Origin of the sequence: Paenibacillus sp. FSL H3-0321 (assembly GCF_038002865.1) — a bacterium.
Lineage (GTDB): Bacteria > Bacillota > Bacilli > Paenibacillales > Paenibacillaceae > Paenibacillus_AQ.
In genome coordinates, this window is the sequence record NZ_JBBODH010000001.1 from 3,196,080 (window position 1) to 3,217,951 (window position 21,872).

The window sequence follows — 21,872 nt, forward strand, 5'->3', positions numbered from 1 at the left end:
TATCGGCCCGACACACCCGGAGGATAAGGCTTTTTTGGAGTGAAAGCTCCTATATAAGTTGAACATTAGATTTTCAAGTTCATCTTATATAGATGCACGCAAAAAAACTGCCCCCGCAGATAATCTCTGCCAGGGGGCAGTGTCTCTTCGATTCAATTTATTATTATGCATCATTGGGTCATGGATCGTCAAACCGTTACCAGGTACACTTCTCCCGCTTTCATTTCCAGGGCATTCCCTGCCGGCAATAGGGTGCCGTCAGAACGCTGTACCTTAAGTTCCTGCTGCTGATAATTCAAGCGGCAAATTCCATCCCGGCTGGCAGCAATGACTGCAGAAACCAGTTTATGGTTCTGCCATTCGATATCCAGCTCATAGCCGCCCCGGGCCTTAAGTCCTTTGACGCTGCCGTTCTTCCAAGCGTCCGGCAGTGCGGGAAGCAAGCTGATTTCACCCAGATGACTCTGCAGCAGCATTTCTGCGATGCCGGCAGCCGCGCCGAAATTCCCGTCAATCTGAAAAGGCGGATGGGCATCAAACAGGTTAGGATAAGCCGAGCGGGACAGAAGCGTGCGGACAAAGCCGTAAGCGGCCTCCCCATCCTTCAACCGTGCATAAAGGTTAATCAGCCAAGCGCAGCTCCAGCCGGTGTGTCCGCCTCCCGAGGTGATCCGTTTCTGCAGTGATAAACGGCTTGCCTCCAACAGCTCTGGAGTATCCCGCCCATTGATGAACTCTCCCGGATATAGTCCATACAAATGCGATACATGACGGTGTCCCGGTTCCGATTCGGCGAAATCCTCGTTCCACTCCTGCAGGCGTCCGTCATTGCTGATCTTGAGCGGAGACAGCCGGGAGAGCGCTTCTTCCAGCTGCTGCTGAAATTCGGAATCCACGCCCAGAATCCGCACAGCATGGAGGCAATGCTCAAACAGTTCGCGGATTAAGCTCATATCCATCGCGGAGCCCATTGAGACACTGCACGGCTGGCCATCTTTCGTCATAAACCGGTTTTCCGGCGAAGTGGACGGATTCGTTACCAGAAGACCGTCCGGACCTTCCACCAGCCAGTCAAGGCAGAACAATGCTGCCCCTTTCATGAGCGGGTAAGCAGTCTCTGCCAGATAAGCAGCGTCAGGATTAAAGCTGTAATGCTCCCACAAATGGCGGCACAGCCACACGCCGCCCATCGGCCAGAATGCCCAGCTGGCATCTCCGCCTGAAGGAGAAGAACTGCGCCACAGATCAACATTATGGTGGGCTACCCAGCCACGGGCTCCGTAATGAACTGCCGCCGTCCGGGCTCCCGTTTCACTGACCTCCCGGATCATATCGATCAGAGGTTCATGGAGTTCGCTTAAATTGCCAACCTCGGCCAGCCAATAATTCATTTGGGTATTGATATTGGTTGTATAATTGCTATTCCATGGCGGTGTCAAATGGTGGTTCCAAATCCCCTGTAAATTAGCAGCCTGCGTGCCGGTACGGGAGCTTCCCATCAGCAGATAGCGGCCATATTGAAACAGCAGCGCTTCAAGTGCAGGGTCTTCCTGTCCCGCCTTATACTTCATGAGCCTCTCATCAGTGGGTAATCCGTCTCTCTCCCGCCCGCCGAGATCCATGTCGACCCGGCGGAAGATTCGTTTGTGATCCTCTGTATGACGATCCCGCAGTTCTTCATAGGACTTGGCTGCTGCCGCCGCCAGTCTTGCTTCGCAGCTCTCTGCCAGGCTGAGATTGTTTCCATTCTTTGCGGTACTGCGCTTCTTGAGATGGGATGCTCTGCTTCTCAGCTCTTCATAATCGGTGCCGGCAGCAAGAAGCAGCTGCGCACTATCCGCCCCTGATATAACAAGTTTGCCATCTGTGTACTCTACGCTTCCTCCTGTGAGAATTACCTGCAGGTGAAGCTCAAACGTTAGACCCAGCCCATCCTCATACAGAATGGCACCCGGATGATCCTTATGATAATTATCCGCAATATGTGTAGGACAGTTGCCCTTAAGGACAAGCCCGTTTCCTCCTTTTAGCTCTACGGAGTGCTTCAGCAGGCTGTCCAAAGAGAGTGCAAGCTGAAGGCCCCCCTTAACACTGCTCTTGGCCTGAATGACACAAACGCCGTCAGGTGCACTAATCCAGGCTTCGCGGGTAAATTCCCCAGTCTTCGTGTGATAGGATACTTTGGCAATCCCGCTGTCCAGATCCAGCTCACGCTGATAGTGGCTGAAATTCTCCGCACCGTCATGCTCCAGGTAAAGATCTCCCAGCGGCAGATAGGCCTGCGTATTTACGCCTAGCATGCGGGCGTTAATGGTTTCTTCAGCTTCCGCATAACGGCCTTCCGTCACCAGACCGCGCACTCTTTTCAAATATCGGAGCGCTTCATAATTGTTGGTATCCCGGGGAAAGCCGGACCATAACGTGTCCTCATTCAGCTGAATTTGTTCCCTGGCTGTGCCTCCGAATACCATAGCACCCATGTGTCCGTTGCCAAGCGGCAGTGCTTCTTCCCAGATTGCCGCAGGCTGGTTGTATATTAATTTCCAAGGATGCTCCTGAGTCTCTTTGTTCATTTTCCCGCCTCCCTAAGAGTTTAAAATACAGCAAAAGACCCTGACAAATGTCGGGTCCTTGCTGTTGCATTAGTTTTGTTTACAAGGAGAATTGCTGTTTACAAATCTTTTCCAGTCCACAGGGATACTCTCTTTTTCACGAGTTCTGTAAACTCTTTTTCCATATCCTGAGCACCGGCTTTGTCCAGTTCAACAAGGAATGCATCGTATACTTTATCGAAGTCAGCCGGTTTAGACAGGATCGCTTCTGGAATACGTTTGCGCACGATATCTCGAGTCTTATTAAAGATTACTTGGTATTGACCGTCAGTTGGAACAGGCATGTTGTACAAAGCGCCGGTATCTTTGACTGGGAATTCATCTTCTTTAGGGAACAGATCTTTCCATGTTGTAGCGTTGTAGCCTTTGAGCGATTCCTTCTCAGCTTCGGAGTAAGCAGCTACGATTTCTTCCGGGAAGGTTGCAGTGTAATAGTTGTCAGTAGAATCCTTCACACCATCGCCATAACGTGCACCGAAGATCAGATATTGCCCGATACCAGTTTCTTTAGCAAAGTTAGCGGCATCATTGGCTTTTCTGTTTGAAATTTCAGCTGGAACTTCACGCTTGCCATCTGCATTTACAGTGTAATGCTTGCCTTCAACCCCCCAGCTTCTCAAAACCTGGCCTTCATCGGAAGACATCCAGTCCAGCCATTTGATGATCCGGACAGGATCTTTAGCTGCAGTTGTAATCGCAAGACCATAGCCGTCGATACCTGTTGACATGAATGAATGATCTTTATACTCTTCAGACAGGGTTACAGGGAAGTGAGCATAAGTGTACTCATCTTTACCGGCTGCTTTCAGAGCATTTTCACCATCGGAATATTCCCATTCCTGGGAGATCAGACCAAGCACACGGCCGCTGGCCACTTTGGCTTTATATTGGTCGTCTTTTTGTACGAAGGCATCTTTATCAAGCAGACCTTGAGCGTACATGCCGTTCAACCAACGGAAATATTCTTTTTCTTCAGGGCGTTTGTAGTGAAGTTTTGCTTCGTAAGTTTCCGGATCGACATAATATTCACCATCATCCGGTGCACCTGTTGTAGTGAAGGCAGGGTTTGTAACCGTGATCATGATCTTCCAGTCATCGGCATTCAGCGTAAGCGGAATCGTAGGCTGTCCATCGGTTTCCGGATGCAGCGCCACATAATCCTTCAGCACTTTTTCATAGTCGGCCAAGGTCTTCACTTCAGGATAGCCCAATTCCTTCAGTACGCGGTGTTGAATTTCAAATCCTCCTGTTGCGTCGAAGGATTGCTGGCCGACGCCCATGTTTGTAGGAATTTGATAGATACTCTGGTCATCCAGGCTGTATTTCAGACGGTTCATGTTATCGCCATATACTTTTTTCAGGTTCGGAGCATATTTATCAATTAGGTCGGTCAGATCAATAACCAGACCGGCATCCACCAGGATACTAAGATTTCCTTTGGCGAAGATCAAATCAGGAACATCTTCGCTGGCAGCCATCATAGGGATTTTTTGATCGCCGCCGCCGCTGCCTACATCAAACTCTGCATTAATCGTTACACCAGTTTTCTCAGTAATTACTTTACCCACATCATCCTGCATTTTGTTCCAGTTTGGACTGGCATCCCCACCAAAGAATGAGATAGTAAAAGGGCTTGTATCCATAGCAGTATCGTCAGCAGCATTGTTGCCGGTGTTTTTTGCCCCATTGTCGGCAGGAGTGTTGATAACATTTTTGTTGTTGTTGCCGCCGCCACAGCCTGCGATCAGCATAGAGCTCATGAGCATGAGCGTAAAAGCAGTCTTAATGCTCTTGCTTTTCATTTGTGTATCCCCCTTGATAATTTGTATTAGTTCATCTATGCATATCAGGTTAAACCTGTATATACCATTGTTAGCGCTTGCAAATGCGATATAATAATAAATCCAATCCAGCGCTTTCATTTAACGGATAAGCCAGGACGTAATTCTGCTTGGCAATTTTCCTGCCAGAAATACGTCCCTCTTATCCTAGCCCTGTCTAGCAGGGATTAGGCTTTTACAGCTCCCAGTGTCATACCATTTACGAAATACTTCTGCAGGAAAGGATACACTACAAGAATAGGTACCGTTACTACAATGGTGATAGCCATCTTGATGGACTCTGGTGAAATTTGCGCCATTTGCTGGGCCAAATCGTTGGCATTGGCCATGCCGCTGCCCTGGTTCGTACTCGACAGCACCTTCATCAGTTCATACTGGAGTGTCGTTAGATGCGGCTTGTTACCATTATACAGATAGGTTGTGAACCATTCATTCCATTGTCCTACCGACAGGAAGAGTGCGATTGTTGCAAGTACCGGCTTACAGAGCGGCAAGATGATTTTGTAGAAAATCAGGAAGTCATTGGCTCCGTCCAGCTTAGCGGACTCTTGCAGGGCGTATGGCAGACCATCCATAAAGGAACGGATGACGAATACGTTGAACGCGGAAACCGCACCCGGCAAAATGTAGATCCAGAACGTTCCGATCAGATTTAAATCTTTCATCAGAATGTACATAGGCACCATACCGCCGGAGAAGTACATTGTCAGTGCCAGGAATACCGAAACAAATTTTCTTGCCCGGAAATCCGGACGGCTGAGCGTAAACGCCAGCATGGCTGAGCTTGCAAGTCCGAGAATTGTACCGGAAACGGTCCGCAATATCGAGATTTTGAAACCCTGAATCAGACCTGTATAACTGAAGATCCGTTCGTAGTTCTCAAGCGTCCAGGCTCTCGGGAAAATATATATGCCGCCTCGAACGGTGTCTGTAGATTCATTGAAGGAAATCGCCAGCACGTTCAGGAAGGGATATAGAGTCACAATCATGACCAACCCTAGAAAGATGTACAAGAAGATGTCGAATACACGTTCAGACTTTGACATTTGAAAAGCTTTGCTGCTCACTTAAGATCCCCTCCTTACATGATGCTTTCTTTAGTAATTTTCTTCATTACACCGTTAGCGACAAGCAGCAAGATCACACTGACTACTGAGGTGAACATACTGATTGCGGTACCATAGGAGAAGCGTCCTATTTGAATACCATATTTAAGCGCATACAAATCCAGTACTTCCGAATAATCGGTAACAAGGTTGTTCTGCAGCTGGAACTGTTTCTCAAAGCCGATACCGACAAGGTGTCCAATGGACATAATCAGGAGAACCGTGATTGTCGTGCGGATACCCGGCAATGTAATATTGAACATTTGCTTGATTCTTCCGGCCCCGTCCACTTTTGCCGCTTCATACAGCTCTTTATCGATCCCTGTAATCGCTGCCAAATAGATGATTGCATTCCAGCCAGTTTCTTTCCATATATCGGCTGCAGTTAAAATTCCCCAGAAATATTTACCTTTAGCCATGAACTGGATCGGCTCATCAATGACATTAAGCCAGATCAGCAAATCGTTCACGATCCCTCCGTCGATCGCGAGTGTCTTGTAGACAATCCCGCCTACAACAACCCAGGATACAAAGTGAGGCAGGTAAGATACGGTCTGGACCGTTCTTTTAAAGACGTTTCCCCGCAGCTCATTGAGCAGTACGGCGAACAAGATCGGAACAACGAAACCAAACACCAATCCTAGACCACTCATTGCAAGTGTGTTTCTTAGCACAAGGTAGAAGCGTTCATCGTGGAAGAGTTCTTTGAAGTTATCCAATCCAACCCACTTCTGATCCCCAAACGACTTGGCCGGTTTATATTTCTGAAATGCCATCAACCATCCCCATAAGGGCACATAGCTGAAAATGAATACCCAGATCACGAAAGGAAGAGACATCAGATACAAGTACTTTTGCTGCAGTACGCTACTCCAAAATCCGTTTTTCCGCTTCTTAGGTGGGTGGGGGGTTACGCTTTCATTTGCTGTAACACCGTTTTCAGTGAGCGCTTTCACGTCCATTATTCCCCCTTCGTTTTTATATTCATATCATACCGCACCCAAATGTAAGCGAATACCCGACAGATTTCACGTAAAATCCTGTGTAAATTAGACATTCAACAACCTACTGTCTGAAATCGCTATCACGCGGGATGGAAAAGGATATTGTTGTGCCCTTTCCTTCTTCGCTTTCGATATTCAGTCCATGCTTCTCCCCGTAATACAAGACCAGTCTCTGGTGCACATTGCGCAGACCGATCCGGCTTCGCTGCTCTTCCTCAGCTTGGGCAATTACCGTCAAAATTTCGGATAACCGCTTCTCTGTCATCCCTGCACCGTCATCTGACACAAGCACTTGTATTGCACCATCAGACAAAACGACACTCACCCGCACGTTAACCGTTCCTTCTTTATTCTCCAGTCCGTGGACAACGGAATTCTCCACCAGCGGCTGGATGATCAGCGGCGGAATCAGGATATCGGAGGCTTGGGCGTCAAAATCTATTTCAAACATCAGCCTGTCCTCATACCGGAATTTCTGAATCTCCAAATAGGAGCGGATCATTTCAATCTCTTCCTTCATCGGCGCACGTTCTCTGCCTACCTCCAGATTTTTGCGCATAAGCTTTCCGAGAAGTCTGACGATATTGGCGATCTCCTTCTCTCCCTTAAGATGGGCATTCATCCGGATGGACTCCAGGGCATTGAACAGGAAATGCGGGTGAATCTGACTGGCCATCATTTTCAATTTAATTTCTCTCTGGGCGATTTCCAGTTTATTATTCTTCTCATTGCTCTCCATAACTTGGGCAATCAGCCGGTTTATGCTTCCCACCATATAGTTAAACTGCCGTGACAGCTGTCCGATTTCGTCCGTCCCGTCGATATGGGAGACTACGTTCAGATTGCCTAAGGCCACCTGATTCAGTTGGCGGCTGAGCCGGAGCAGGCGGTTGGTCGTCAATAAAGAAATGGTATAGACAAGCACCAGCGCAACAAGCAGCACTCCGACGATGATCAGCAGCCCCAGAACACTCACTTTATTCGCATTGCTAAGAATGCTGTTTCGCTCAAATACGGTAATCACCTTCAGTTGACTGATGCTAAACGAAGGAGTCATCTCATCGACAATAACATAGGAGTCTTCACCCTTCACCATTGTTCTAAACACGCCTTTAGTTTTCGTACTCAAGTCTATATCGATATCAAAGGCATCCAGCGTAGTCCCTACGAGCTCCCGGTTCTTGGCGGCAGTAATGTACCCCTGCTCATCTATGATTATCGTTTCAAAGGGCTCCTGGTACAGCATTCCGTTCAGCTCATCGGGGTTTACCTGCACCATTAATACACCGGGTTTTTTGTACTCTGAATAAGGGACCTGCCGGATGAGACTTAACTTATTAATCGTTCCTTTTTCACTGGTTTTATATTCCTCTTTATCAGGGATGTACAGCCAGTGTATTCCTTTGGTCCCGACAACCTTCTGATACCATGATCTGGATTCAATCTCCGGAGTCAGGGGTGCGATGGACATATTATCAACCAGCGTCTGGTTATCAATAAAGAAACGGATGTTGGAGAGTTCGCGATACTGCAATATATAATCCTTGAAATCTGTAAAGTTTATATAAGCCTTCGTCAGCTCCAAAATATCGGGATATTTCGTTGTGACGAGAGTCTTGAAATCCTTGTCAAAATAAAGCAGATTCGAAATATCTGTAGGCACACGAAGCTTGCTCGACATTTGACTTTTGATTTTCTCCAAATTATTGGTTGCCTGATCAATGGCTCTGTCCAAGGCAGCCCCGCGAAAATACCCGGTTAGGGCAATGCCTATAATCAGTACAGGAATCATAACGACTACAATGTAGAACAGAATGAACTTATATTTCAGCTTCATGTTATTGATCATCCGCACCAGATTTTTCATAACGTTCCCTCCTCCCCTAATCTGTTCACCCGAATCATGGCAAACAGGCCGCTCCCTCATCTGCCGCAGATAGGGAACAGCCTGTCTATCATAATGCTCACGTTAACCGTTCGGCAAGTGCGCTGGCCAAGATTAATTATCCTTGCGGTAGGCGGTTGGGGATACCCCGACGTATTTGCGGAATTTGGCGTTAAAATAATCGGAATTCATATACCCGACTCTTTCAGCAACTTCATACACCTTCATGCCCTGTGTCAGAAACTGCTTCGCTTTCTCAATTCTCACCTTGTCCAGATAGGTATTAAAATGCTCGCCCATCTGGTTCTTGAACATTTTACCCAGATAGGCGCTGTTATAATTAAATATTTGCGCAAGCATCCCCAGCTTCAAGTTCTCATTGTAGCGGCGCTGGATCAAATCGGTGATCCGTTTAATCTCATCGCCCTTTCCGCCACTGTTCATCTGCTTCGAAATTTGCTCCAGGTAAATCCCTGCCATATTCTCGATATCGCTCAGATAATAACTGCTGTATACTTCCCCCGTGGGAGAAGGATTGCCCGCAATAAAGGAACGGATGTCTGGGGTAGCTGCCTCCAGGCGGGCAATCGTACTGCTCATGATCCGGATCAGATTATCTTTGATATACGTCTCATTGCGTTTTATAGCAACAAGTTTGCGGATGATCTGCCCGACCAGTGCCTTAATGGCTTCATTACTCCCGGTTTCAATCGCAAGCAGCAGCTCCATCTCTTCATCGCGTTCCGATTCCTCAATGTCCTCAGTCTCATCGATCCGAACCAGCCATTCATCTGGCTGTCCGCTCAGAAGAATCTCTCTGCGTCCGAAAAAAGCTGACTCCAGCAGCTCGCGGGCTGCGGAAAAAGACTGGCTTGCCAGCTCCGGATCGGCAACTCCGCCTCCGGAAGCGGCATGAAAATCCAATCCCTCTTTGGAAATAACTCTATTGAGGTCATTCCACAATGCTGTGCGGGCATCCCCGTCCTTGAGCGGTTCCTTCAACAGGATTCCCATATATGGAGGCAAGGTGAAGAACAATGCTTCCTCTGCCGGCCAATGCTGCTCCAGCAAGCTGCGCACACGATCTTCACTTCCGTCTTCGCCTTTCTGCGCCCGTTTCAGCTCCAGCAGTACAATTTCACAGCTCCACCCCGTAAGCCCCAGCCCGGCTGCTGATTCTGCCGTGTCAAAACCATTCTCGCGCGGCTGAAGCAGCTCGCGCAGCAGCACTTCATTGCTTCGTACCGGGAAATCTGTCTGAAGCTGGCTCAATTGCTCCTCCTGACTTATCGTGACACGCAGATCATGAAGATAGGAGATCAATTCCTCTTCGTCGACCGGCTTCAGCAAATATCCGTCAATATGATAGGAGATCGCCCGTTTGGCATATTCGAAGTCAGCATGACCGCTAAGAATAATCACATGGCAGTTAGCGTTTTCTTTGCGCAGCTCATTAATCAGCTCCAGACCGTCCATTCCCGGCATGCGAATATCTGCGACAATCAGCTTGGGAGCAAAGCTATGGAACTTATCAAGCGCCTCGAATCCGTTTGCCGCCGTCGCCACTACGGTGTAACCCAGCTCTTCCCAAGAGATCAGTGTACGCATCCCTTCCCTCAGCTTGGGCTCGTCATCTACAATCAGCACTTTTATCATTAGTCTTCAGCCCCTAAGAAGCGTAATTCCGCAAGGACAGCTCAAGCGCTGCCCTAACGGGTATCGCGGGCAGATCGTCAGCCCCATTCTTGCAAGCCCAGTTATTTCCGGTATGCAGCCAGCTTATCATTCAATTCACGGGTCTGGCCGTATACGTCCTGGTAAATACTGAATAACCCATCATAGACCGCCACTTGCCCGGCATTCGGCTTAAAAACTTCTGCAGGACGGATGAAAGCTTCTGCACATGCACCAAGGGAAGGGAACCAGCCGCTGCCGTAGGCAGCCAGCATTGCCGCACCCATAGCCGGGCCCTGTTCACTCTCCAGCTTGATAATCGACGCATTGAAAATATCAGCCTGCATTTGCAGCCAAGCCTCATTCTTCGCACCGCCGCCGATCGCCACAATCTCTGTAATTTCCTTACCCGATTCACGCACAATCTCAATCGACTCGCGCAGGGAGAACGTAATTCCTTCCAAGACCGAACGGGTGAAGTGGGACAAGGTATGGCCGGAATCCATGCCGATGAAGCTGCCGCGGATATTTGCGTCCGGATGCGGCGTGCGTTCACCAACAATGTACGGTGTGAACAACAGCCCGCCGCTTCCGGCCGGCACATCGTTTACACCTTGAAGCAATTCGTCAAAGCTCTTCTCCGCTGCAAAGGTTTCTTTGAACCAGGTAAGACTATGGCCCGCAGCAAGAGTAACGCCCATAATATAGTAGGCATCCTTCTCCCCGTGATTAAAGAAATGGACCTTACCTTCCAGATTAAGATCCTTGTTGCTCTCGTAGGAGAGGACCACACCGGAAGTGCCGATGCTGCACATTGTCCGGCCTTCACCCAGAATACCAGCGCCGAGCGCGCCGCAGGCGTTATCCGCACCGCCGGCAAATACCTTAGTGGATGTCAGAAGGCCGGAGGCTTCAGCAATCTCAGGCAGCAGCGTTCCCGTCAGTTCGAAGGACTCTACCAGTCTAGGGCACAGCGAGACCGGCAGTGAGAAAGCTTCGGCAATTTCCGCACTCCACTGCTTCGCACCTACGTCCAGCAGCAATGTACCTGCCGCGTCGGAATAATCCATAGCATAATCACCGGTTAGACGGAAACGCACGTAATCCTTCGGCAGAAGGAACTGGTGCGCTTGCGCCAGCACCTCTGGCTCATTCTCCTGAACCCACAGGATTTTGGGCAGAGTGAACCCTTCCAAGGCGCGGTTTCTGGCAATGCTGATCAGCTTTGTTCCCAGTTTCTTCTCGATTGTACGGCACTGTGCCGTAGTGCGGGTGTCATTCCAGAGTATTGCCGGACGCAGCACATTACCTTCGCTGTCCACCAGCACCAGACCATGCATTTGCCCCGAAAAGCTGATGCCGTCCACTTGCGAAGGATCTACACCAGACACCTCGATCAGACGGCGGAGGCTAACCAGCGTTCCTTTCACCCAGTCCTCGGGATTCTGTTCACTCCAGTTCGGCTGGGGTCTGCTAAGCGGGTAGGCTTCGGAATGCTCGAAGGCCACCTTTCCCTGCGGATCAACCAATACAGTCTTTACCGCACTGGTTCCCAGGTCTACACCGATTACATATTTCATATTGATCCTCCTAAAAGTTAATGAAGAAACACCATTTACAAGAAAAGGGGCTGCCGAAGAATGCTCTCTTCAGCAACCCCCGTTGCGTTAATATCGGCTGAACTAAAGTCTGAGCCGTAAGCTCAAGCCCTAATCCTACTCAGCCAGGATGTATTGGTTCAAAGTAGCTCTGAGCAGTTCTTGACGTCCGGACTCATTGCGGCGCGGATTTTCGTTGTTCAGCGCGTATTCGGCAAGCGAAGCCAGTGTTGCTTTGCCGGAAACGATATCTGCTCCTACGCCTTCATTAAAGCTGCTGTAACGTTTCGCGATGAAGTCTTCAAATACGCGGTCTTCAAGCAATTTAGCGGCAACTTTAAGGCCTTTGGCATAAGTGTCCATACCGGCGATGTGCGCCAGGAACAGATCCTCAGCTTCGAAGGAAGGACGGCGTACTTTGGAGTCAAAGTTGATTCCGCCTTTGCCAAGTCCGTCATTCTTGAGTACTTCATAAAGCGTAAGAGTTGCATCGTAAATGTTAACCGGGAATTCATCGGTATCCCAGCCCAGCAATGTATCGCCTTGGTTTGCGTCAAGCGATCCAAGCATGCCGTTAGTGCGTGCTACACGCAGTTCATGCTCAAAAGTATGACCGGCAAGTGTTGCATGGTTAGCTTCAAGGTTCAGCTTGAAGTGCTTGTCGAGGTTATATTTCTGCAGGAACGCAATTGTTGTTGCTGCATCGAAGTCATATTGATGTTTGGTAGGCTCTTTTGGTTTAGGCTCGATCAGGAATTGACCGTCGAAGCCGATTTCCTTAGCGTAATCTACAGCCAGGCTGAACAGACGTGCAATGTTATCCTGCTCAAGACCCATATCTGTGTTAAGCAATTCTTCGTAGCCTTCACGGCCACCCCAGAATACATAGTTTTGTGCGCCCAGACGTTTACCAACTTCCAGACCCTTCTTCACTTGTGCAGCCGCATGTGCGAAGACATCAGCATTAGGAGTGGAGCCTGCACCGTGCATATAACGCGGGTTAGTGAACATGTTGGCTGTGTTCCACAGCAATTTCTTGCCGGAAGTCTTCATGCCTTGTTCAAGGATATCTACGATGGTATCAATGTTGCTATAGAACTCACGCAAAGATGCGCCTTCAGGAGCGATGTCCACATCATGGAAGCAGTAGTAAGGCAGGTCCATCTTCTCCATGAATTCAAAAGCCGCTTCTGCGCGGGCTTTAGCCTTATCCAGGCCACTCAGGTGATTCCAGCTGCGGATTGCAGTTTCTGCGCCGAACGGATCGGAACCGCCAGCAGTTAATGTATGCCAATATGCCATTGCAAACTTCAGGTGCTCTTCCATGGTTTTGCCGGCTACGATTTCTTTAGGATTGTAGAATTTGAATGCGAATGGGTTGGTGGAACGGCTTCCCTCGTAAGAGATCTTGCTCACTGTTTCAAAATAAGCCATTTGTAAAATCCTCCTCGATATTTTGCTTCGCCCGCAAGCGTTTACAGCATCATCTTAACACATCTTCAGAACTTTGTATATTGGTTAAACAAAGTTTTAAACAACTTTTTATTTGTCTATTTCTTGTCCTCCGCGAGCAGGGCCAAAGACCCGTCCCCTGCCCGCTCTATCGTTTAACATGACCATAAAGTACCCTTTGACAGCATCGCCTATGCGTTACCATTCGTTTGAACACAATGCTGGCAAGCCTCAGAACAGCATGTGAAAAAGCCTGAATTCCCTCTGATATATTGAAAGATCAGTTCTCTTTCCCGCGCTTTCTTCCGTCACCTCCTGTTGCATTTTTCCGCACATCACTCTAGACTAAGTGGCATACTACTCTAATGAGAACGTTGTCAAAAAAGGAAGTGTACTTCGTGAAAGTTACCGGTGACCAGGCGCTGGTCAAAAAAATCAATAAGTCGATTATTTTACATACGATCCGCACGCATTCTCCGGTCTCCCGGGCCAAAGTCTCCGAGATGACCGGCCTTAATAAAGCAACCGTGTCCAACCTTGTCGCCGAGCTTTGCGGACAGGAGCTTGTGACTGAAGCCGGCCCCGGGGAATCCAGCGGCGGACGCAAACCGCTCATGCTGCATTTTAACAAAATGGCGGGAAGCGTCATCGGCATCGAGCTGCGTGTAAAGCAGCTCACGGCAGTACTCTGCGATCTGGACGGCGGCGTGCTTCACGAGCGGGATTGCCGGCTGGATGCCCATGATTTCCCTTATGTTGTGAATCAGATGAAGGCGATCATTGCAGAACTGATCACCAAATCCCCCGCGTCGCCTTACGGTATCGTAGGAATCGGAGTAGGTGTGCCGGGGATGGTCGATGAGAACGGCGTGGTGCTGTTCGCCCCCAACCTTGGCTGGGAGATGGTGGATTTACGTTCCATTCTGGAGGATACTTTCGCTGTTCCTGTCACGATAGACAATGAAGCTAATGCGGGTGCACAGGGAGAGCTTAATTTCGGAGCGGCCCGGGGCGTTCGCCACCTGCTGTATATCAGTGCCGGTTCAGGGATCGGATCGGGAATCATCATCGGGGGAGAGTTGTACAAGGGCGCCCGCGGATATGCCGGAGAAACCGGGCATATGACCATTGAAGCGGAAGGCAAACCCTGCAGCTGCGGAAGCCGGGGATGCTGGGAGCTGTATGCCTCCGAGAAGACCTATGACAACTCAAACTTGTCATTGCCTGCCCGCACTACCACAGAACTGGTCCGCCATGCGCTGGACGGGCAGGAGGATACGCTGCGCCACTTCTCAACCATGGGCGAATATCTGGGCATTGGCGTCACGAATCTGATCAACAGCTTCAATCCGGAGCTGATTGTTATCGGAGGAGCCCTGTCCGAGGCTGAGCCTTGGCTGGGCGAACCGCTGCGCAGCGTAGTGGCTAAGCGTACACTGCCCTACCATAAGCAGCAGCTGGAGATCACTTTTTCCAAGCTGGGCAGCCGCGGTACCATGATCGGTGCGGGCTTTTCGGCCGTGATGCATTTTCTCGGCAATATCAGGGTAACCCTGTAGACAAATTGACGTAAATTTGCCGCATTTGAAGCAGCCCAAAGTGCAGCAATAAGCAGGGCAATCCTTTATAATTAGGTCATAACTGTGTGACATATGTCACCATCACCCCTTTTTCTGAAAGCGAGAGTGAGTCTATGACCTATGTTGATACGTCTGATCTTTCAGCGCAGATGTTCATCACTGTGCTGCTGCTGCTGCTCATCATTGCTCCTTTAGTCAGTCTCGGTGTACTGCGTCTGTTCCAATCGAGGAAGAAATCGGGATTCATGCTTATTATCAGCGGTGTTGTTGTATACGCTATTTTTCAAGTAATCATGTCCTTTACCCAAGCTTAAGCGAGAGCTTCGAACCCTTTGCTCCTGCCGTACAAAAACTAGCCGGCATCACAAAGCAGACTATTTTTTGTACGGAAACCTGCTCCCCGGACTGCCTCAGCTGCGTTCTGCGTCATTTAGAGAAAGACTGCAGATGAAACGCTCGACTCCGGGATATTTCTCCCCCAGACTCTTAACTGCAAATCCGTTATTCCTGTAGAACCCAACGGCGTCATGGTCTGTCTCCGCGGTTATCGTGTCATATTCAGCAGTTCTGCGGAGTTCCTCTACCATCTTTCTGCCGATCCCTTTCCCGCGCCACTGCTCCTGAACTGCAAGATGCCTGATCTCCGCCGCTTTCCTGGAATGCCGCATGAATCCGATGATCCCTGCCAACCGTCCATTCTCATAGCAGCCCAGTAATTCTGTACAATCATTTGCAATATATCCCGCAAGCACCTGCTCGACTTTCTCATCAAGCTCCTCATCGGCAGCCCACATGCACTCGGCCAGCAAACGTTTTACATCACCATAATCCTTGTAGTCCTTTAAATTCATTAACAAGGTTCGCAGCATCCTTTCATCGGTTAGAGATCCATATGTACATTGAACGATTCGGACGGATACAAGCCCGGTAACGCAAAGACCGCCCCCATCTCGGAAGCGGCCGGTATCCTCTTATTCAAGAGCAAGGCTATATTATACAGTTGCCAAAGCCTTGTCGAATTGCGTTTTGTTCATGCCTACGATTTTGAAATCGCCGATGACGGTTACAGGTACAGCTCTCATACCCATATCCCAAACCTGCTGCGCGTAATCATCATTCTGCTCGATGTTGCGTTCCTCGTAGGATACACCCTTCTCGCTCAGGAAGCTCTTCACCTGACGGCAATGCGGGCAATTGGTTGAAGTGTATACAATGACATTTTCCATAGTTGATTTCCTCCTTAATTTTATATAAACAGTATAGATCAGGGTAGTATCTATTGTAGCACCGGAGTGCCTTTTATTCCAAATAGAGGGTTACAAAATAACCGCACTGTGCTCCAGGCTTTCGATGTATTTCTCAGCATCCATAGCTGCCATGCAACCACTGCCCGCTGCCGTAATGGCTTGTCTGTAACGGGTATCCTGAACGTCGCCGCAAGCAAATACGCCGGGAATATTGGTTTCGGAGGTGCCCGGATTGGTCACGATATACCCGTTTGCATCCGTTGTAATTTGACCACCCAGGAAGGAAGTATTCGGATGATGGCCGACAGCTACAAATACACCGCTGGCTTCAATGAATTCCTCTTCGCCGGTTTCATTATTAAGAACCTTCAGACCGTTCACGCCTTTTTCGCCGGAAGTCACTTCCAGTGGAGTACGGTTCAGCCCCCAGGTCACCTTGGCATTATCGCGGACACGATCCTGCATAATTTTGGAAGCGCGCAGCTCTTCACGGCGGTGCACAAGGGTAACTTTCGAAGCAAAGCGGGTCAGGAAGCCAGCTTCCTCAAGGGCGGAATCACCGCCGCCGACAACGACGATCTCTTTGCCGCGGAAGAAAAATCCGTCACAAGTCGCACAAGTGCTGACACCGCGTCCGATGTTGTCCTGCTCACCGGGAATGCCGAGGTATTTTGCCGTAGCACCTGTCGATAGGATCAGTGTATCTGTAGTCAATGTTCCCATACCTTCAACGTTCAGCTTGAACGGACGATCTCCCAGCTCTACGCTGTTCACCCAGCCTGTAATAAACTTTGCTCCGAAACGCTCAGCCTGCTTACGCATATTGTCCATGAGTTCAGGACCCATAATACCTTCAGGGAATCCGGGGAAATTCTCAATTTCCGTTGTAGTGGTAAGCTGACCACCCGGTTGCGGACCTTCAATCACCAGCGGACTCAGGTTGGCGCGGGCCAAATAGATAGCAGCAGTCAGTCCGGCCGGTCCGGTACCAACGATAATGGATTTGTACATGACTATATCCTCCTTGAGATGGACGGTTAAGCGTCAATCCTTAATTAAAATTATTATAATGTAATACTTATTATGATCACCCAAGAAGGAGTTGTCAATATGCCAGACACGCTGTAATCGTACCCATTTTGTGAACAATTCAATTTTAAGCAATTAAATTTCCGGAATACCCGATAGGTTTGTCGAATTCAGCTTTTATTAGCGTAAAAGTCTTAATCCGTTCAGGATCACGAGAATTGTGCTGCCTTCATGACCAACAACACCGAAGGGGAGTGCGATCCCCTGCAAAAAGTTGCCCAGCATCAGGCTGACGATCACGGTAACAGCAAAAATCATATTCTGCTTCACAATACGCTGCGACCGGCGGGCCAGCGCAATGGTCGAAGAAATCTCTTCAATATTATCGTTCATCAGTACTACATCGGCAATCTCAAGTGCCGCGCCGCTGCCCTTCATGCCCATCCCCATGCCAACGGTGGCCGTTGCCAGAGCCGGAGCATCATTGACCCCATCACCAACCATAATCACATGTCCATATTGCTCACGGAGCGCTTTAATATGACTTACTTTATCTTCCGGCAAAAGATCGGCAAATACCATGTCCACTCCCGTTCTTGCTGCCATCGCCTGCGCCGCCTCTGCCCGGTCCCCGGTCAGCATAGCCACCTTAATTCCCAGCTTCTGCAGCTTGCGCACAGCAACTTCCGCCTGAGGACGCACCGTATCCTGCAGCGCAATCATCCCGGCGATTTTGTCACCGGCCAGAATCAGCGACACGGTCTTTCCTTCAGCCTCGAACTGCTGCCGCAAGGTTTTCCAGTGTTGTACTGGTTCGTCATCCCTCTGAACTTCCGGCTCATCCAAAAGATTGGATTTGCCGACTCTCCATAATTGGCCTTGAAACGTGCCTTCAATCCCCCAGCCGGTTACGGATTTGCTCTCCTGGATATTGCACAGCTCCACCTGCTCCTCCTCAGCCATGCGGACAATCGCTTCCGCCAGCGGATGGCGTGACAATTTCTCAATGGATGCGCTGACTGCCAGCAACTCCCTCCGGTCGTATCCCTCTCCGGCGATAAAATCCGTCACCTGCGGAATCCCCTCAGTCAACGTTCCGGTCTTGTCAAAAGCAACCACGGACGTCCGCGCCATATTCTCCAGGTGCACTCCACCTTTGAACAGGATGCCTTTGCGCGCACTTTTGGAAATAGCCGACAGCATGGCAGGCATGATGGATGAGACCAGCGCGCACGGTGAAGCCACCACCAGAAAGACCATCGCTTTATAAAAAGTATCACTCCAGCTCCAGTCCAACAGATAAGGAGGCAATACAATCAATGCAACCGTTGCAGCCACAACCACCCGGGCATAAATCGACTCCAGCCGTTTAATAAACCGCTGTGAATCCGGCACTTCGCTCTCCGCCTCTTCCACCATCTTAATAATCTTGGCAAAAAGGGTGTTCTCTGCAGCCTTGGTAACTTCGATATAGAGCGGGCCTTCCCCGTTGACGGTCCCGGCGAATACTTCACTTCCGGCTGTTTTCTCTACCGGCAATGATTCGCCTGTGATCGAAGCCTGATTGACGGCCGATTCGCCCCGGCACACTTTACCGTCAGCGGGAATCAGTTCACCAGGCCGCACCAGCAGCAAATCTCCGATGGCCAAAAGATCAATCGCAACCTCGTTCATCGCCCCTTGCTCAATGCGCACCGCCGTGGCCGGCTTCAGAGCCATCAGGGAGGAGATGTCCTTTTTGCTGCGCTCCATGGTATAACTCTCCAGAGCGCCGCTCAGTGCAAAGATGAAGATCAGCATCGCACCTTCGTTCCAGTAGCCGATTGAAGCGGCGCCCAGAGCGGCAGCGATCATCAGCAGGTTGACATCGAGGTCACGTTCCTTGACCAGTGTCTCCACGCCTTCCTTCGCTTTAATCCAGCCGCCTACCGTGTAAGAGATCACGTAGAGCAGCACTGAGAGGATTTCCGACCAGCCGCTGGTTGCCCAAGCAATCAGCATAAGTAATCCGCTGCCCAGGGCAGCCTGCATTTCGGAATTGCCCAGCATAGCCTTCGGATCGAAACGTCGCGGCTCCGGTGTCCGGGGCTGCTGCGCGTTGCCTTGGCGCGCTATTGGTTTTGGCATTTGTTTGGATGTTGCTTGCATGAAAAATCACCTTCCTGATTGGTTTAGGAGCATTGGCATTCTGTCCCTGACAAGATGAAGAGCAGCCAACTGAGAATGAGAGCCATTATTAAAGCCCTTAAAATGACACATGCTGCCCCGGCTCAGCCGGGACAGCATGGTAAATGAGAATGATAATCATTGTTGCAATAATGCAAATATATTTCCTCAGTGCAACTTACAGTAATACTATACCACTTTCCGTTCGAATGTAAACCCGGAGACTAGCCTTTTTTTTGAGGGGGTTTCGGGGATGACGATTGCAATGTGGGTGGGTGGGTGAATGAATGATGAGTGTGGGTTGCGTACTTGGGGTAACTGGGTATTGTGAGCAACGGCGTAACTTGGACATTGGGTAACGTAAGAATCAAGAGAACAAGGGTAGGATCAGCAACGCGGGGATCATGAGCACAGTGCACATGGGTAACTGGAAGATCGTGGATATCAAGGCTTGACGGTAACCTTAGCATCGCAAGCATTGGGAGCAACAGTGTACGTGGGCAAATGGGGTCACGGGGAAATCAAATCGTGGGATTGAAGTAACCTCAACATCGCGGGCATTGGGAGCAACAATGCACTAGGGCAAATGGGGTCACGGGGAAATCAAATCGTGGGATTGAAGTAGCCTCAACATCGCGGGCATTGGGAGCAACAATACACTAGGGCAAATGGGGTCACGGGGAAATCAAATCGTGGGATTGAGGTAACCTCAACATCGCGGGCATTGGGAGCAACAATGCACTAGGGCAAATGGGGTCACGGGGAAATCAAATCGTGGGATTGAGGTAACCTCAACATCGCGGGCATTGGGAGCAAAGGTGTACGAGGGCAACATGAGAAACGCAGGGTCTAAAGAAACTTAATAAAATGAGCACTTGAGTATCCACCCTTGATTGCATCTTTACTATCAGTGCTCCCCCTCCCTTCGAACGCAAACATCCCCCATGTTTACCGCAGCAATGCGGAACACGGGGATGCATCGGTTACCACATTTTCAATTACCTTAAGAATCATGGAAGGATGATTGGCTGAACCAATTGGATACGAGTGCGTTGCCTGCTATCCGACAGACATAAGTGTATATACTGCAGGTCTGTTGATTAGCTAAATTATGGAAGTTGTAAACACTACATTGGCTAAATAAATCCTCCATTCCGGTGGTAAAGTTTCCAAAGTAAATAACCGGTCAAAGTCGACGAATGTTAATTTAGCACTCGGATGCACCGCAGCATTTCCCTGCTCAAACAGGAACTTAAGCAAAACATAAATCAGTAAAGCTGTGTACAGCTGTCCATACACTGCATTTGGTGTTGTTCCGAATAATTTTGGAATGTTTAGATGCTGCTTAATCCAACGAAAAAAGACTTCAATCTGCCACCGTTTTTTATAGATTTCTGCAATCCCTTCGGGGGAATACCAGTGCAGATTTGTGGCGAGAATAACGGGATTTCCTTTGGGATCCTCTAGGATGACCACCCGAAATCTGTTCTGGGAGAGTGCCATGTTCTTTCCCAATTGGCAGGTCAAATCTTGCTTAATACTTCCCGAAAAGGGACGCTTTCGACATCGTGAGATTGGATTCGTAAAGGTTGTATTATCCCGAAGCCGAATCACAAAATACTGCCGGTTTTCCTGCTCTTGGTAACTGTCAAACAGCTTGTGTTTACCATAAGACCGGTCTGCCACCAAAATAAATCTTCTGTCCAGCAGGTCAGGGCAACTCTTCAAATCAGGCTCATATCCAGTCGTTTCGGTAACTTTGTGCAATTCGCCTTGGTCTCCAATGATCCCCACGTGTAGCTTAACGCCTGCTTTTTGGCCTTTGTGCGGAGCCCAAGTCAACCGTCCCAGACCTACCGTAATCGTAGTGGAATCAACGATTAGCAGCTCCTTCGGAATACCGAGTACACGCCGAGTCTTTCGATTGCACAGCCCAATCATGAGATCTAGCAAACGCTTGAATAATTGAAAAGGAACGTCTTTGGCTTTTTTCGAGAGGGTTGAGTGATCCACAGAACGCTGCCCACAAAGGGCCATTCGCTGTTCTCCGTCCCGATACCCCTCCCACTGCTGGAAGGCGGCTTCGGCCAAAAATAGAAATAAATCATAGACAGTAAACTTTCGCGCCACGTCGATATACTTTAGTTCTTCCAAGAATGGGAGCATTTTTTCTTCGGGAATCACCAATTGCAGAATATTTGATAATGAAGTAGACTTTTTCATGAGGTCGCCTCGTTTCGGATGTTTGTAGGGGTACAAACACTTTACCGAATGAGCGGCCTTTTTTCTACCTTTTTCTGGTTAATCAACAGGTCTGTATATACTGCAACTATTCACGGCAGATACAAACGTTTTGGTGAAATAGTTGTAGTTCATACAGTTAAAAATAGCCGATTGCTCCTCTGCGGGCCAATTTTGCTTTTTATAGCTGTATTGAATGCAACTATAGCTCAATAAAGCTAATAAAGTAATGAAATAGATGTACAAAGTGCAATTATCCCCCGAGGCCTCATCATCATTCGACTAAATTGCAGGGACTCCTACCACCTAGCCAGTATCAAGCTAAATAGCTGCCAGGGAAGTTAGTCTTATGCCCGGATGCGGGCTAATCGTTGTACAGATGCCCGGCATACCAGAAATCATTTGAACAGGCACACCAATGATAACAGATAAGCGAG

At 49.1% G+C, this 21,872-nt stretch carries 15 protein-coding genes; 2 read left to right on the forward strand and 13 right to left on the reverse strand.

The annotated features are described in order from the left end of the window. Positions 1-188: 188 nt before the first annotated feature. From MHI45_RS14065 to xylA, 8 genes are all read right to left on the reverse strand, one after another. Complete coding sequence (locus MHI45_RS14065; protein ID WP_076113320.1) at positions 189-2,573, reverse strand: glycoside hydrolase family 95 protein; 2,385 nt, start codon at positions 2,571-2,573, stop codon at positions 189-191. A 98-nt stretch (positions 2,574-2,671) separates the two neighbouring features. After that, positions 2,672-4,414: an ABC transporter substrate-binding protein gene (locus tag MHI45_RS14070; RefSeq protein ID WP_076113319.1), complete on the reverse strand. Its 1,743-nt coding sequence runs from the start codon at positions 4,412-4,414 to the stop codon at positions 2,672-2,674. 206 nt (positions 4,415-4,620) lie between these two features. Next, a complete protein-coding gene (locus MHI45_RS14075; RefSeq protein ID WP_179091837.1) occupies positions 4,621-5,520 on the reverse strand; it encodes a carbohydrate ABC transporter permease in 900 nt (299 codons plus the stop codon). A 14-nt stretch (positions 5,521-5,534) separates the two neighbouring features. After that, positions 5,535-6,521: an ABC transporter permease gene (locus MHI45_RS14080; protein ID WP_144024445.1), complete on the reverse strand. Its 987-nt coding sequence runs from the start codon at positions 6,519-6,521 to the stop codon at positions 5,535-5,537. 103 nt (positions 6,522-6,624) lie between these two features. After that, the gene (locus MHI45_RS14085; protein WP_076113318.1) at positions 6,625-8,430 is read right to left on the reverse strand and encodes a sensor histidine kinase; all 1,806 of its coding nucleotides are present in this window, start codon (positions 8,428-8,430) and stop codon (positions 6,625-6,627) included. A 132-nt stretch (positions 8,431-8,562) separates the two neighbouring features. Continuing rightward, positions 8,563-10,104 carry a response regulator transcription factor gene (locus MHI45_RS14090; protein ID WP_076113317.1) on the reverse strand — a complete coding sequence of 514 codons (1,542 nt, stop codon included), beginning with the start codon at positions 10,102-10,104 and terminating at the stop codon, positions 8,563-8,565. A 101-nt stretch (positions 10,105-10,205) separates the two neighbouring features. Continuing rightward, entirely contained in the window at positions 10,206-11,702 is a 1,497-nt protein-coding gene (gene xylB / locus MHI45_RS14095) for a xylulokinase (protein WP_076113316.1), read from the reverse strand. Between the two features lie 135 nt (positions 11,703-11,837). Next, a complete protein-coding gene (gene xylA / locus MHI45_RS14100) occupies positions 11,838-13,154 on the reverse strand; it encodes a xylose isomerase (RefSeq protein WP_038596629.1) in 1,317 nt (438 codons plus the stop codon). A 416-nt stretch (positions 13,155-13,570) separates the two neighbouring features. Between xylA and MHI45_RS14105 the strand changes: the two genes are divergently transcribed. Next, positions 13,571-14,731, forward strand: a complete 1,161-nt coding sequence (locus tag MHI45_RS14105) for an ROK family transcriptional regulator (protein ID WP_179091836.1) — start codon at positions 13,571-13,573, stop codon at positions 14,729-14,731. A gap of 134 nt (positions 14,732-14,865) precedes the next feature. Beyond that, positions 14,866-15,066 carry a hypothetical protein gene (locus MHI45_RS14110; protein ID WP_038596633.1) on the forward strand — a complete coding sequence of 67 codons (201 nt, stop codon included), beginning with the start codon at positions 14,866-14,868 and terminating at the stop codon, positions 15,064-15,066. A 96-nt stretch (positions 15,067-15,162) separates the two neighbouring features. Here MHI45_RS14110 and MHI45_RS14115 read toward each other — a convergent pair whose 3' ends face one another. From MHI45_RS14115 to MHI45_RS14135, 5 genes are all read right to left on the reverse strand, one after another. Further along, complete coding sequence (locus MHI45_RS14115; protein ID WP_340899716.1) at positions 15,163-15,603, reverse strand: GNAT family N-acetyltransferase; 441 nt, start codon at positions 15,601-15,603, stop codon at positions 15,163-15,165. A gap of 141 nt (positions 15,604-15,744) precedes the next feature. Next, positions 15,745-15,978, reverse strand: a complete 234-nt coding sequence (locus MHI45_RS14120; protein ID WP_038596638.1) for a glutaredoxin family protein — start codon at positions 15,976-15,978, stop codon at positions 15,745-15,747. 90 nt (positions 15,979-16,068) lie between these two features. Beyond that, positions 16,069-17,010, reverse strand: a complete 942-nt coding sequence (gene trxB, locus MHI45_RS14125) for a thioredoxin-disulfide reductase (protein WP_340896473.1) — start codon at positions 17,008-17,010, stop codon at positions 16,069-16,071. A gap of 198 nt (positions 17,011-17,208) precedes the next feature. Next, positions 17,209-19,176, reverse strand: a complete 1,968-nt coding sequence (locus MHI45_RS14130) for a heavy metal translocating P-type ATPase (RefSeq protein ID WP_340896471.1) — start codon at positions 19,174-19,176, stop codon at positions 17,209-17,211. Between the two features lie 1,122 nt (positions 19,177-20,298). Continuing rightward, the gene (locus MHI45_RS14135; protein WP_341119160.1) at positions 20,299-21,417 is read right to left on the reverse strand and encodes an IS4 family transposase; all 1,119 of its coding nucleotides are present in this window, start codon (positions 21,415-21,417) and stop codon (positions 20,299-20,301) included. Positions 21,418-21,872 lie beyond the last annotated feature (455 nt).

Bases quoted from the DNA above. Each gene is read 5' to 3' on its own strand.
- MHI45_RS14135 (WP_341119160.1), bottom strand. From the start codon at position 21,417: ATGAAAAAGTCTACTTCATTATCAAATATTCTGCAATTGGTGATTCCC.
- xylA (WP_038596629.1), bottom strand. From the start codon at position 13,154: ATGGCTTATTTTGAAACAGTGAGCAAGATCTCTTACGAGGGAAGCCGT.
- xylB (WP_076113316.1), bottom strand. From the start codon at position 11,702: ATGAAATATGTAATCGGTGTAGACCTGGGAACCAGTGCGGTAAAGACT.
- trxB (WP_340896473.1), bottom strand. From the start codon at position 17,010: ATGTACAAATCCATTATCGTTGGTACCGGACCGGCCGGACTGACTGCT.
- MHI45_RS14070 (WP_076113319.1), bottom strand. From the start codon at position 4,414: ATGAAAAGCAAGAGCATTAAGACTGCTTTTACGCTCATGCTCATGAGC.
- MHI45_RS14120 (WP_038596638.1), bottom strand. From the start codon at position 15,978: ATGGAAAATGTCATTGTATACACTTCAACCAATTGCCCGCATTGCCGT.
- MHI45_RS14090 (WP_076113317.1), bottom strand. From the start codon at position 10,104: ATGATAAAAGTGCTGATTGTAGATGACGAGCCCAAGCTGAGGGAAGGG.
- MHI45_RS14110 (WP_038596633.1), top strand. From the start codon at position 14,866: ATGACCTATGTTGATACGTCTGATCTTTCAGCGCAGATGTTCATCACT.
- MHI45_RS14130 (WP_340896471.1), bottom strand. From the start codon at position 19,176: ATGCAAGCAACATCCAAACAAATGCCAAAACCAATAGCGCGCCAAGGC.
- MHI45_RS14085 (WP_076113318.1), bottom strand. From the start codon at position 8,430: ATGAAAAATCTGGTGCGGATGATCAATAACATGAAGCTGAAATATAAG.
- MHI45_RS14065 (WP_076113320.1), bottom strand. From the start codon at position 2,573: ATGAACAAAGAGACTCAGGAGCATCCTTGGAAATTAATATACAACCAG.
- MHI45_RS14115 (WP_340899716.1), bottom strand. From the start codon at position 15,603: ATGAATTTAAAGGACTACAAGGATTATGGTGATGTAAAACGTTTGCTG.
- MHI45_RS14080 (WP_144024445.1), bottom strand. From the start codon at position 6,521: ATGGACGTGAAAGCGCTCACTGAAAACGGTGTTACAGCAAATGAAAGC.